The organism is Pseudomonas bubulae (assembly GCF_037023725.1).
Taxonomy (GTDB): domain Bacteria; phylum Pseudomonadota; class Gammaproteobacteria; order Pseudomonadales; family Pseudomonadaceae; genus Aquipseudomonas; species Aquipseudomonas bubulae.
The window spans coordinates 1,071,574-1,084,563 of the sequence record NZ_CP146077.1; the positions used below are offsets into that span (position 1 = coordinate 1,071,574).

Genomic DNA, 12,990 nt, shown 5'->3' on the forward strand with positions numbered 1-12,990 from the left:
TTGTGGGAGCTGGCTTGCTCGCGAGCAGGCGATGCGGTCAGTCAGATAAACCGCGGTGCTGCTATCGCGAGCAAGCCCGCTCCCACAGAGTTTCGTGGCAGGCCCCGAATTCTGGGAACACTGCAAAACCTGTGGGAGCTGGCTTGCCTGCGATGCAGGCGCCGCGGTCTGACGGGCACACCGCAGGGATTACATCGCGAGCAAGCCCGCTCCCACAGCGGGGGTACAGGTTGCCCTGCTCGACGAACGCCGCATTGCCCTTTAACCTCGCAACCCTGACCCTTATCTCATAACCAGGTGACACAGTCGCACTATCGGCTCTTGAGGATCTTGCACATGTATCACGGGGAAAAACTCAACGCCTGGACCCATCTGGTGGGTGCCGTGGCGGCAGCAATAGGCAGTATCTGGTTGTTGGTAATGGCCTGTCTGGACGGTAGCCCGCAGAAGATTGTCAGTGTGGCCATTTATGGTGTCACGCTGGTGCTGTTGTACAGCGTATCCACCGTGTACCACAGCGTGCGCGGGCGCTCCAAGGTGATCATGCAGAAGTTCGATCATCTCTCCATTTACCTGCTGATCGCCGGCAGTTACACGCCGTTTTGCCTGGTCACGCTGCACGGCCCCTGGGGCTGGTCGTTGTTTGGCATCGTGTGGGGAATGGCGGTGATCGGCATGCTGCAAGAGATCAAACCGCGCTCCGAAGCCCGCATCCTGTCCATCGTTATCTACGCGGTCATGGGCTGGATTGTACTGGTGGCCGTCAAGCCCTTGCTGGCAGCGCTGGGTACCGCAGGCTTTGTATGGCTGGCCACCGGCGGGGTGATGTACACCGTGGGGATCATCTTTTTTGCCCTCGATCACCGTCTGCGCCATGCCCACGGCATCTGGCACCTGTTTGTGATCGCCGGCAGCCTGCTGCACTTTGTGGCCATCGCCCATTATGTGATCTGACTCGGGGCTACTGAACCTCCTGCTTGGGCTTCTGGGTGTCGCTGCGGATCTGCGCGTGGCTGATCAGGGCGAAGATAAAACTGCCACCAATGATATTGCCGGCCAGGGTGGGGCCGGCAAAGATCAGCCAGAAGTCCTTCCAGGGCAACTCGCCAGCAAACACCAGATACGACACCTCGGCCGTACCGACCACGATATGGGTGAAGTCACCCAGGGCCATCAGGTAGGTGATGAGGATGATGATCCACATCTTGGCGCTTTCCATGGACGGGATCATCCACACCATGGTGGCAATCATCCAGCCCGAGATAATGCCTTTGGCGAACATCTGGCTGGCGTCGTTTTCCATGACCTTGCGGCCGATTTCCAGAAAGGCCTTGTCGGTCTGCGTGTCGAAAATCGGCAAATGCAGCATCACATAGGCCACCAGCAGGGTGCCCATCAGGTTGCCCACCAGCACCACCGCCCACAGCCGCAGCAGCCGCCCGAAATTGTTGAGTGTGGGTTTGCTCATGATCGGCAGAACGGCAGTCAGGGTGTTTTCGGTGAACAGTTGCTGGCGGGAGAGAATGACCGCCAGAAAGCCTGCGCAATAACCGAAGCTGGCGATGACCTTGAACCCGTCGCCGTCGGGCAGGCGTGAGTTGAGCAGGCCCATGGCCATAAGGGACAGGCCCATGGTCAGCCCGGCGGCCAGTGCCGACCAGAACAGGGCGGCGATGCTGCGCTCCAGTTCCAGATCGCCCTGCTGGCGGATGATTTCGTGCAGCACCGCGGCGCGCGGTGGCTGGTTTTTGCTGACCTCGTGCTTTTCTTCAGCCGTCAGGTTGGGGGTTTTGCCTGAATTTTGAGTGTCCATAAGGCTCCAGAACCGAAGGCGTGTGAAGGTACGACACGCATGGACTGTAGCTGTTCACTCTTGACCTGTAGATACTCTGTTGCCGGTCAACCCTCCCTGTGGGAGCGAGCCTGCTCGCGAAAGTCGTTCGCGAGCAGGCTCGCTCCCACAGTTAAAATTCCCTTCAGACCTTCGGCAGCTGCTACAGGTACCGTGCAACAACGCGGCTAATCAAGCCTGGCTGTCATCCTGGAACTGGTCCTTGACGTATTTGATCTCGGTACGCCCGTGCGGCGCCGGCAGGCCGTCTTCACCCAGGTTGACGAAAACCATCTTGTCCACAGTCAGGATGCTTTTGCGGGTGATCTTGTTGCGCACTTCGCAGGTCAGAGTAATCGAGGTGCGACCAAACTCGGTGGCGGTGATGCCCAGTTCGATGATGTCGCCCTGGCGCGAGGCACTGACGAAGTTGATTTCGGAGATGTACTTGGTCACCACACGCTGGTTGCCCAGCTGGACGATGGCGTAAATCGCGGCTTCTTCGTCGATCCAGCGCAGCAGGCTGCCACCGAACAGGGTGCCGTTGGGGTTGAGGTCTTCGGGTTTAACCCATTTGCGGGTGTGAAAATTCATATTCGCTCCTGACCGTCTTGCCTTAGATGCCGACCATGATGTCAGACCACGGCACTCAGCTCTATTAAGCTTCGACTATGGTCTCGATTAGGCAAATCAAAATGCCGTGGATAAATCCTTGGGAACATCGACGCGGATGGCTATAATGCCCCTCGCTTCAAAACGGTCATTTTTACCCGGTACCGTTCCCGCCACCTGTCCGAGGGGCGCTGCAGCAGGTTCAACCTGTCAGGCTCGGATGGGGCGTTGTTTGTTCAGGGCTCCCTGGGCAGGCACTAAACGCACAACGGCGCCCATTCGCGATTAAACGAATGGAGGCTCTTGATGAGCGCTGTAAACACGCCTGCAGGTTTTAACGACTTTAAAGTCGCCGATATGTCCCTCGCCCAATGGGGCCGCCGCGAAACCTTTATCGCCGAGTCCGAAATGCCTGCCCTGATGGGCCTGCGTCGCCGTTATGCAGCAGAACAACCGCTCAAGGGCGCGAAGATTCTGGGTTGCATCCACATGACCATCCAGACTGCCGTACTGATCGAAACCCTGGTTGCCCTGGGTGCCGAAGTGCGTTGGTCGTCGTGCAACATCTTCTCGACTCAGGATCAGGCTGCTGCCGCTATCGCTGCTGCCGGTATCCCGGTTTTCGCCTGGAAAGGCGAAACCGAAGAAGAGTACGAGTGGTGCCTGGAGCAAACCATCCTTAAAGATGGCGAGCCATGGGATGCCAACATGATCCTCGACGACGGCGGCGACCTGACCGAGCTGCTGCACAAGAAATACCCGGCCATGCTGAAAAAGATCCACGGCGTGACTGAAGAAACCACCACCGGTGTTCACCGTCTGCTGGACATGCTGGCCAAAGGCGAGCTGATGATCCCTGCGATCAACGTGAACGACTCGGTCACCAAAAGCAAAAACGACAACAAGTACGGCTGCCGTCACAGCCTGAACGATGCCATCAAGCGTGGTACTGACCACCTGCTGTCCGGCAAGCAGGCACTGGTTATCGGCTACGGTGACGTGGGCAAGGGTTCGTCCCAGTCCCTGCGTCAGGAAGGCATGATCGTTAAAGTGTCCGAAGTTGACCCGATCTGCGCCATGCAAGCCTGCATGGACGGTTTTGAAGTGGTTTCGCCGTTCATCAACGGCCAGAACGATGGCACCGCTGCCAGCATCGACGCTGCGCTGCTGGGCAAGATCGACCTGATCGTGACCACCACCGGTAACGTCAACGTGTGCGACAAGAACATGCTGGCCGCGCTGAAAAAACGCGCTGTGGTGTGCAACATCGGTCACTTCGACAACGAAATCGACACCGCTTTCATGCGCAAAAACTGGGCATGGGAAGAAGTGAAGCCACAGGTTCACAAGGTTCACCGTACTGGCCTGGGCGAATTCGACCCACAGAACGATGACTACCTGATCCTGCTGGCTGAAGGCCGTCTGGTTAACCTGGGCAACGCCACAGGTCACCCAAGCCGCATCATGGACGGTTCGTTCGCCAACCAGGTGCTGGCGCAGATCTTCCTGTTCGCCCAGAAGTACGCTGACCTGCCAGCCGAGCTTCAAGCCGAGCGTCTGACCGTAGAAGTGCTGCCGAAGAAGCTGGACGAAGAAGTGGCCCTGGAAATGGTTCGTGGTTTCGGTGGCGTTGTAACGCAACTGACCAAGCAACAGGCTGACTACATCGGCGTCACCGTCGAAGGCCCGTTCAAGCCAGAAACCTACCGTTACTGATTAAAGAAAGGCGGTCAGGCTTGCACTGACCGCCTTTTTTTTGTGTGAAAGTTCAGCGTCAGGGGTTGTCCATGCCCCCCTCGCGCACGCCAGGGTATTCCCATGTCTCAAGACCGTCGTTACAGCTTCGAGTTCTTCCCGACCAAGACCGATGCTGGACATGAAAAACTGATGAACACGGCTCGCCAGCTGGCGACCTACAACCCGGATTTCTTCTCCTGCACCTACGGTGCCGGTGGCTCGACCCGTGACCGCACGATCAATACCGTGCTGCAACTTGAGAGCGAAGTAAAAGTACCTGCTGCTCCGCACCTGTCGTGCGTGGGTGACAGCAAGGCCGATTTGCGCGGCCTGCTGGCCCAGTACAAGGCCGCGGGCATCAAGCGCATCGTTGCGCTGCGTGGCGACCTGCCTTCGGGCATGGGCATGGCCAGCGGCGAACTGCGCTATGCCAATGACCTGGTGAGCTTCATTCGTGAAGAAACCGGTGACCACTTCCATATCGAAGTGGCGGCTTACCCGGAAATGCACCCGCAAGCGCGCAACTTTGAAGACGATATCAACAACTTCGTGCGCAAGGCCCATGCTGGCGCTGACAGTGCCATCACCCAGTACTTCTTCAACGCCGACAGTTACTTCCGTTTTGTCGAGCGCGTACAAGCAGCGGGAGTGATGATTCCTGTGGTGCCGGGCATCATGCCGATCACCAATTACAGCAAGCTGGCGCGGTTCTCTGACGCCTGTGGCGCTGAAATCCCGCGCTGGATCCGCAAGCAACTTGAAGCCTACGGCGACGACACGCAGAGCATCCAGGCATTTGGTGAGCAGGTCATCAGCGAAATGTGCGAACGCCTGCTCGACGGCGGCGCCCCGGGGTTGCACTTCTACACCCTGAACCAGGCTGATCCGAGCCTGGCGATCTGGAACAACCTCAAGCTGCCGCGCTGATCTGCCTTTGTGGGAGCGGGCTTGCCCGCGATGGCATCGCTGCGGTCCGTCAAGGGATGCGCGTCGTATGCATCGCGAGCAAGCCCGCTCCCACATGGGTTTAAAGCCGTTGGGCAGCATGAAATCGGCGCGTCGTGATTGCTCTGTTATACTCCGGTTTTTCCGCCAGGCTTACGCCCGGCCGCTCGTCCTTGTACAAGGCATTCAACCTCCCGTTACGGCGCAGCTCTCAGCCAGCGCGAGCGGCATGAATGGGCCTTCAGGACTGGAGCAGGACCGGACGGGATTGCGTCATCTTAAACGCCATTCACGCCAGGCAAGACTATCCCTTTGGGCCAAGCCCTAACTAGAACAGGATTTCTCATGTCCTTTGCTTCCCTCGGTCTCTCCGAGGCTTTAGTCCGCGCCATTGAAGCTGCGGGCTATACCGAGCCTACTCCGGTGCAACAGCGGGCCATTCCCGCCGTGTTGCAAGGTCGCGACCTGATGGTTGCGGCACAGACAGGTACTGGTAAAACCGGTGGCTTCGCTCTTCCGATTCTGGAAAAGCTGTTTCCCAATGGCCACCCGGACAAATCCCAGCGCCACGGCCCACGCCAACCACGCGTGCTGGTCCTGACGCCTACCCGCGAACTCGCCGCCCAGGTGCATGAGAGCTTCAAGCTCTATGCCCGCGACCTGAAGTTCGTGAGCGCCTGTGTTTTTGGCGGTGTGGGTACCAACCCGCAGGTTCAGGCCCTGGCCCGTGGTGTTGACGTACTGGTTGCCTGCCCCGGTCGTTTGCTCGACCTGGCCGGTCAAGGCAGTGTTGACCTGTCCCACGTTGAAATCCTGGTACTCGACGAAGCCGACCGTATGCTCGACATGGGCTTTGTCCATGACGTGAAAAAAGTCCTCGCTCGTCTGCCGGCCAAGCGTCAAAACCTGCTGTTTTCGGCGACGTTCTCCAAGGACATCACCGATCTGGCTGGCAAGCTGCTGCGCAACCCGGAACGCATCGAAGTAACGCCACCGAACACCACGGTCGAGCGTATCGAGCAACGCGTGTTCCGTCTGCCTGCCACGCACAAGCGTGCCTTGCTGGCGCACCTGATCACCGCTGGCGCCTGGGAACAGGTTCTGGTCTTCACCCGTACCAAGCACGGTGCAAACCGCCTGGCCGAGTACCTGGACAAGCACGGCCTCAGCGCTGTGGCCATCCACGGTAACAAGAGCCAGAACGCGCGCACCAAAGCCCTGGCAGACTTCAAGGCCGGTACCGTACGCATTCTGGTAGCGACCGACATTGCCGCTCGTGGCCTGGACATCGACCAGCTGCCGCATGTGGTCAACTTCGAGCTGCCAAACGTCGACGAAGATTACGTTCACCGTATCGGCCGTACTGGCCGTGCCGGTCGTTCGGGCGAGGCGATCTCGCTGGTAGCGCCGGACGAAGAAAAACTGCTGAAAAGCATCGAGCGCATGACCAAACAGAAAATCGCCGATGGCGACCTGATGGGTTTTGACTCGAGCACGGTTGAAGCTGAAAAGCCTGAAGTACGCGAGCGTCCGGATGTGCGTAACCCGCGCAACCCGCCGCGCGGCCCGCGTGGCGACGGTCCGGGTAACCCGGGCGGTGGCGGCGGTCGTAAAGACAAGGGCAAGGAAAAGAGCAAAGAAAAGCCGGCAGCTGCTCGCAGCGAGCGTCCAGCTCGTGAGCAAAAGCCGCGCGAAGCTCAGCCTGCCCGTGAACAGCGTCAGCCAACCCCGCGTGCCGACGCCAATCGTGCGCCGGACGAGTTCCGTGATGACGATGTGGATAACTTTGGTAACCGCGCTGATTACGTCAGCCCGTACCAGAACAAGAACAACCAGAGCCGTGGCCGTCGCCCGGGGGCTCCGGCCCAGGGCGCAGGCACTGGCGCTGCGCCAGCGGGTCGTACCGGTGGCCGTCAGAACGGTCCGCGTACCGGTAGCGGTGCCAGCACTGGCACTCCGCCTGCCAAGCGCAGCGGTCCACGCAGTGGCGCTCCGCGTGACGGCCAGGCCCGTCGCGAAAACCGCCCGGCCCGTGACGATGCCCGTCAAGAGCCAGCGGTTAAAGGCCCACGCGAGAACCAGCCGAAGATCATGCACAAAGAGTCGAAAAGCGATCGCTTCCCGACGCCTGAGCAGCTCGATCAACTGCCGAACCGCCCGCGTGGCGAGAAGCCAGCGCTGCTGACGCGTAACCGCTAAAAATTGTGGGAGCGGGCTTGCTCGCGATTCAGGTACTTCGGGTTAACGGCTGCACCGAGGCAATCCAATCGCGAGCAAGCCCGCTCCTACGACAGCACACAAAAAAACGCCCCGGCTCTCACAAGCCGGGGCGTTTTTTTTAGCCGTTTAAAAGCGCTATTACTTGGCCTTTACGCCTTCCAGCGAGATATCCAGGCTCAGGGTCTGGTCCTTGCTTGGGGACTTGATGCCGAAATCCTGCAGGTTGATGGTGGTGGTCGCGTTGAAGCCAGCACGTTCGCCGCCCCACGGATCCTTGCCTTCGCCGTTGAACGTTGCCTTGAAGGTTACAGGCTTGGTCACACCGTGCAGGGTCAGGTCACCGGTTACGTCAGCTGTGTTGTCGCCAGTCGGCACAACCTTGGTCGACTTGAAGGTCGCTTCCGGGTACTTGCTCACGTCCAGGAAATCTTTGCTGGCGATATGCTTGTCACGTTCGGCGTGGTTGGAAAACAGGCTGGCGGTTTTCAGGGTCACGTCAATCTTGCTGTCGGCAGGTTTGGCTGCGTCCCACGAGAACGTACCGCTCCAGTCCTTGAAAGTACCGTGAATGAAGCTGAAGCCCAGGTGGCTGACTTTCCAGTCGATAAAGGCGTGCTGGCCTTCTTTGTCGATGGTGTAGTCAGCCGCCATGGCCTGACCTGCGGTCAGCATTGCGGTTCCGAGAGCCAGCGCAGCGAGGGTCTTTTTCAACATGCGTTCTATTCCTTTTGAGTTGAGGTTGAGCATCAGGCTTTGCGCCCCAGCATACGGTTCAGGGTCGCATCACGATCGATAAAGTGGTGTTTCAAAGCAACCAGACCATGAAGCCCTGCAAAAATGACCACGGCCCATGCCAGGTAAAGATGCACGACACCCGCTACATCAGCCTGGTCAGGCAGGTTGGAAATCAGTGCAGGGACTTCAAACAGGCCGAAAACCGGAATACCCACGCCTTCAGAGGTGGAAATCAGGTAGCCGGCGATCATCACGGCAAACAAACCCAGATACAAAAAACCATGCCCGAGTTTGGCACCGATTCGTGTTGCACGGCTGTAACTGGCCAGTGCCGGCGGTGCCGGGCTGAACCAGATCCATACAACGCGTAGCAGCATTACAGCGAATAGCGTCAGACCAATGCTTTTATGCAGGTCAGGCGCCTCTTTGCGCCAAGGGCTGTAATAGTCCAGACCGACCATCCACAACCCCAGAGCGAACAACCCGAACACCACCAACGCAACAGACCAGTGCATGAAGATGCTGACGGCACCATAGCGAGAAGAAGAGTTACGTAGCTGCATGACCAACATCCTGTAGGAACTTGGGTCTAAGACTAATGGTTTACCTATCGATTGAAAGCGCATTTTATTGCTGCAAGCTATCGATAAATACGATCTGAAGCCTGAGAGTCAAACGTTAAGCAAACGTTAACAATATTTGTGTTGCCTGTGGGTGTCCAAGGCCGTCTTTGAATACGGAGTAAACGTAATAGGTTGTTACACGCCTGCGCATTGCATAGGCTTGCACTCTTGTTTGCCCGCACACGCCGGGAGCCAGCGCCAGGAGAGTGAAAATGGGCCTGAATAACCAGTGGATGCAACGCGACCTTGCCGTGTTGTGGCATCCCTGCACCCAAATGAAAGACCATGAACAACTGCCCTTGATCCCTATCAAGCGCGGCGAAGGCGTGTGGCTGGAAGACTTTGAAGGCAAGCGCTACCTCGATGCCGTGAGTTCCTGGTGGGTCAATGTGTTTGGCCACTGCAACCCGCGAATCAACCAGCGCATCAAGGATCAGGTCGATCAGTTGGAGCACGTGATCCTTGCAGGCTTCAGCCATCAGCCGGTGATCGAACTGTCCGAGCGGCTGGTCAAGATGACACCTGAAGGCCTGACCCGTTGCTTCTATGCCGATAACGGTTCGTCGTGCATCGAAGTTGCGCTGAAGATGAGCTTCCACTACTGGCTCAACCGTGAACAGCCAGACAAAAAACGCTTCGTTACCCTGACCAACAGCTATCACGGTGAAACCATGGCCGCGATGGCCGTGGGCGATGTGCCGTTGTTCACTGAAACCTACAAGGCGTTGTTGCTCGACACCATCAAGGTGCCGAGCCCCGACTGCTACCTGCGCCCTGAAGGCGTGAGCTGGGAAGCGCATTCGCGCACGATGTTTTTGGCGATGGAGCAGACTCTCGCCGAAAATCATCAAACCGTGGCTGCGGTTATCGTCGAGCCGTTGATTCAGGGCGCGGGTGGCATGCGCATGTACCACCCGGTGTACCTCACACTGCTGCGCGAGGCCTGTGACCGTTACGGCGTGCACTTGATCCTTGATGAAATTGCCGTGGGCTTTGGCCGCACCGGCACCATGTTCGCCTGCGAACAGGCGGGTATCACGCCGGACTTCCTGTGTCTGTCCAAAGCGTTGACCGGTGGCTATTTGCCGTTGGCGGCCTGCATGACCACGGATGAGGTGTACAGCGCGTTCTACGACGATTACCCGACCCTGCGCGCCTTCCTGCATTCCCACAGCTATACGGGTAATCCGCTGGCCTGTGCCGCAGCGTTGGCGACGCTGGATATCTTCGAAGAAGACAACGTTATCGAGAACAACAAGGCCCTGGCTCAACGTATGGCCCTGGCGACTGCCCATCTGGTTGATCATCCTCATGTCTCGGAAGTGCGTCAGACCGGTATGGTGCTGGCCATTGAAATGGTTCAGGACAAGGCCAGCAAAACCGCTTACCCGTGGCAGGAGCGTCGGGGGCTTAAAGTCTTCCAGCACGCCCTGGAGCGGGGTGCGTTGTTGCGCCCACTGGGTAGCGTGGTGTATTTCTTGCCGCCTTACGTGATCACCCCCGAGCAGATCGACTTTTTGGCTGAAGTAGCCAGTGAAGGTATCGATATCGCGACCCGCAGCGACATCAGCGTGGCCGTGCCATCGAATTTTCACCCGGACTTCCGTGACCCGGGTTAAACCGGGCCGTACTGTATCTCCTGTGGGAGCGGGCCTGCTCCCACATTAGCACCCGAATTTTCAGAGAATTTAAATGAGATTGTCCCGCTTTTTTATCGACGCTCCTTTGAGCCTTGGTGAGCATGAATTGCCTGAGGCTCAGGCGCATTACATTGGCCGCGTGCTGCGTATGGCCGAGGGCGATGCCTTGCAAGTGTTCGACGGCTCGGGCCAGGAGTTTCTGGGACGCTTGCTGGAAGTCGGCAAAAAGCGCGTACGCGTGCTGCTGGACGAAACCTTCGCAGGGCAAGTTGAATCGCCGTTGGCCATTCACCTCGGTCAGGGCCTGTCCCGTGGCGAGCGTATGGACTGGGCGATTCAAAAGGCCACCGAGCTGGGCGTGCGTGAAATCACCCCGATCATGAGCGAGCGCTGCGAAGTGCGGCTCAAGGACGAACGCGCCGACAAACGTCTGGCCCACTGGCGGCAGGTGGCGATCAGCGCCTGTGAGCAATGCGGCCGTTCGCGGGTGCCCGTTATCCATCCGCCGGTGTTGCTCAGCGACTGGATCAAAACCACTGAAGCCGACCTCAAGCTGGTGCTGCACCCGGTGTCAGAACCCTTGGCCAGCCACGCGAAACCTTCGCGCCTGGCGTTTTTGATCGGCCCCGAAGGCGGCCTGACCGATAACGAAATCGACCTGGCCCAGGCCGCCGGCTACCAGCCTGCACGCCTTGGCCCACGGGTGCTGCGTACCGAAACTGCGCCGGTTGTAGCCCTGGCCGTGGCGCAGCAGTTGTGGGGTGATTTCTAAGTCAGGCCCTGCTTTTTTGCTTTTGTGGGAGCAGGCTTGCTCGCGATGGGGTCGACGCGATTATCTAGACCTACCGCGGCGCCTGCATCGCGAGCAAGCCCGCTCCCACAAAGGCGTGGCCTTCAATTTCAGTCGTTTCGTACGACGTTTCGCTTTCATTCTCGTGAATCATCCGAGAAGATTCCGCTCGCTTGCGCCTGTTCAAATCGGGGAATAGTCTCGGCCCATCGCTGCAAATCAGCGGTCGGGTTTAGTCGCCTGGTAGATGAGCAAGGCGCAAGGCGCCACCTTAGTGAGGCGCTTTTTTTCGGCCCCGCTTTATGGTGGCCGTGCGCAGGGCGCCCTCGGGCGCGCCGGTTTCCGAGCTCACCGGTCTACTAACCTGCGTACGGCTGCCACCCGTTCGTTTTGGTGTTGTCGGTCATGCACTTGGTGGAGCTGGCCAAGGGTTATGTCGACAAGTCGCTGGATACGCTGGCAACGCACTGAAGCAGCACGCGCCTGAGTGCAGCAGGCGCGTTTTGGGGCAGCTGGTTTGAAGGTGAGGGTGTAACGGAAGACTTTTTTTGACGCCCTTACTCCACCGGGTCACTCACCGGCTTGGCGATGATCTGTTTTAGCTCGGCGGTCATCGGGAACTCCAGGTTCAGGCCGTTGGGCGGGATCGGTTGTTCGAACCAGCGCTGGTAAATGCTGGTGATTTCCCCGGACTGATACAGGTCGGCCAGGGTCTTGTTCACCACCGCCAGGAACTGCGGGTCGTCCTTGCGCACCATGCAGCTGTAGATTTCACGGGATTGCTCATCCCCTACAACCACCCATTTGTGCGGATCACGAGCTTTGGCACGTTCGCCGTAGAGCAGCGCATCGTCCATATAAAACGCAACGGCGCGGCCGGTTTCGAGCATCTTGAAGGCTTCACCATGATCTTTGGCACTGATCACGTTCATGCCCATTTTGTGGTCGGCGCTGTAGCTTTTGATAAAGCGTTCGTTGGTGGTGCCTGCCGTTGTCACCACGTTTTTGTCGCGCAAATCATCAAAGCCCTTGATGCCGCTGTCCTTGGCGGTCAGCAGTTGGCCTTTGACGTAAATAAACCCATAGGAAAATGCCACCTGTTTTTGCCGTTCGGCGGTCACGCCGGTTGAGCCGCATTCCAGGTCTACGGTGCCGTTCTGCACCAGCGGGATGCGGGTTTGCGAGGTCACCAGGTTGTATTTGACCTTCAGCGGTTTGCTGCCCACTTGCTGCTGGATGCGCTCGACGATTTTATTGGCCAGCTCCACCGAATAGCCCATGGGCTTGCCGCTGTTATCGCCGACATAGGAGAACGGCACCGATGCATCGCGATAACCCAGGGTAATACTTCCCGAGTCGGCGATTTTTTTCAGTGTGCCCTGCAACGGGGCTTCGTTGGCTTGTACGGCATGGCTGATTAACAGGCCCAGCGTGCAACTGATCAAGGCAAATTTTTTCATTGTTGTTTTCCCCTCACACAGATTAATGACGAACTGCAATCACGCTGATTTCCACCAATACCTCAGGCCGTGCCAGCTCCGCCTGCAGGGTGGTGCGGGTGGGCGCCTTGCCTGCCGACAGCCAGGCTGACCACACGGCATTCATGGCCGCAAAGTCGCGCTGGATGTTTTGCAGGTAAAGGGTGGCGTTAACGATGTGGTCTTTATCGCTGCCAGCTTCGGCCAACAGGGCGTCGATCTTGCTCAACACTTCTTGCGTTTGCGCGGTAATGTCCTCGCTTTGCGTAGGCACCTGTCCCGACAGAAACACCAGGGCTTCAAACGTCGCGGCGGCGCTCAAGCGGTCATTGCTGTTGATGCGTTGAATGGTCATAGGGCTTTCCTTGTGGACGGGATG

At 58.3% G+C, this 12,990-nt stretch carries 12 protein-coding genes and 1 riboswitch; of the genes, 6 read left to right on the top strand and 6 right to left on the bottom strand.

Annotation, left to right across the window (positions count from 1 at the left end):
• The first annotated feature begins 336 nt into the window (after positions 1-336).
• The gene (locus tag V6L81_RS04970) at positions 337-954 is read left to right on the top strand and encodes a hemolysin III family protein (protein ID WP_094999870.1); all 618 of its coding nucleotides are present in this window, start codon (positions 337-339) and stop codon (positions 952-954) included.
• Positions 955-961: 7 nt separating this feature from the next.
• On the opposite strand, the gene V6L81_RS04975 is transcribed toward V6L81_RS04970, so the two are convergent.
• Both V6L81_RS04975 and V6L81_RS04980 read right to left on the bottom strand, forming a co-directional pair.
• Positions 962-1,813 (bottom strand): formate/nitrite transporter family protein, encoded by an 852-nt coding sequence (locus tag V6L81_RS04975; protein ID WP_094999871.1) that lies wholly within the window; start codon positions 1,811-1,813, stop codon positions 962-964.
• Between the two features lie 210 nt (positions 1,814-2,023).
• Entirely contained in the window at positions 2,024-2,425 is a 402-nt protein-coding gene (locus V6L81_RS04980) for an acyl-CoA thioesterase (RefSeq protein ID WP_016782518.1), read from the bottom strand.
• A gap of 195 nt (positions 2,426-2,620) precedes the next feature.
• A riboswitch (S-adenosyl-L-homocysteine riboswitch) is annotated at positions 2,621-2,727 on the top strand.
• A gap of 22 nt (positions 2,728-2,749) precedes the next feature.
• Between V6L81_RS04980 and ahcY the strand changes: the two genes are divergently transcribed.
• The 3 genes from ahcY to V6L81_RS04995 all read left to right on the top strand — a co-directional run bounded on the left by ahcY (position 2,750) and on the right by V6L81_RS04995 (position 7,324).
• Positions 2,750-4,159 carry an adenosylhomocysteinase gene (gene ahcY, locus V6L81_RS04985; protein ID WP_088378781.1) on the top strand — a complete coding sequence of 470 codons (1,410 nt, stop codon included), beginning with the start codon at positions 2,750-2,752 and terminating at the stop codon, positions 4,157-4,159.
• A 102-nt stretch (positions 4,160-4,261) separates the two neighbouring features.
• Positions 4,262-5,107: a methylenetetrahydrofolate reductase [NAD(P)H] gene (gene metF / locus V6L81_RS04990; protein WP_094999872.1), complete on the top strand. Its 846-nt coding sequence runs from the start codon at positions 4,262-4,264 to the stop codon at positions 5,105-5,107.
• 363 nt (positions 5,108-5,470) lie between these two features.
• Complete coding sequence (locus tag V6L81_RS04995) at positions 5,471-7,324, top strand: DEAD/DEAH box helicase (RefSeq protein ID WP_094999873.1); 1,854 nt, start codon at positions 5,471-5,473, stop codon at positions 7,322-7,324.
• Positions 7,325-7,483: 159 nt separating this feature from the next.
• Here V6L81_RS04995 and V6L81_RS05000 read toward each other — a convergent pair whose 3' ends face one another.
• Positions 7,484-8,059, bottom strand: a complete 576-nt coding sequence (locus V6L81_RS05000) for a YceI family protein (RefSeq protein ID WP_094999874.1) — start codon at positions 8,057-8,059, stop codon at positions 7,484-7,486.
• 32 nt (positions 8,060-8,091) lie between these two features.
• Complete coding sequence (locus V6L81_RS05005; RefSeq protein ID WP_095025292.1) at positions 8,092-8,643, bottom strand: cytochrome b; 552 nt, start codon at positions 8,641-8,643, stop codon at positions 8,092-8,094.
• 272 nt (positions 8,644-8,915) lie between these two features.
• Between V6L81_RS05005 and V6L81_RS05010 the strand changes: the two genes are divergently transcribed.
• Positions 8,916-10,322, top strand: a complete 1,407-nt coding sequence (locus V6L81_RS05010; protein WP_095020460.1) for an adenosylmethionine--8-amino-7-oxononanoate transaminase — start codon at positions 8,916-8,918, stop codon at positions 10,320-10,322.
• Positions 10,323-10,395: 73 nt separating this feature from the next.
• The gene (locus V6L81_RS05015; RefSeq protein WP_095031819.1) at positions 10,396-11,115 is read left to right on the top strand and encodes a 16S rRNA (uracil(1498)-N(3))-methyltransferase; all 720 of its coding nucleotides are present in this window, start codon (positions 10,396-10,398) and stop codon (positions 11,113-11,115) included.
• Between the two features lie 575 nt (positions 11,116-11,690).
• Here V6L81_RS05015 and V6L81_RS05020 read toward each other — a convergent pair.
• Both V6L81_RS05020 and V6L81_RS05025 read right to left on the bottom strand, forming a co-directional pair.
• Positions 11,691-12,593 carry a transporter substrate-binding domain-containing protein gene (locus V6L81_RS05020; RefSeq protein ID WP_095020458.1) on the bottom strand — a complete coding sequence of 301 codons (903 nt, stop codon included), beginning with the start codon at positions 12,591-12,593 and terminating at the stop codon, positions 11,691-11,693.
• Positions 12,594-12,615: 22 nt separating this feature from the next.
• Positions 12,616-12,966 carry a RidA family protein gene (locus V6L81_RS05025; protein WP_094999879.1) on the bottom strand — a complete coding sequence of 117 codons (351 nt, stop codon included), beginning with the start codon at positions 12,964-12,966 and terminating at the stop codon, positions 12,616-12,618.
• Positions 12,967-12,990: the final 24 nt, after the last annotated feature.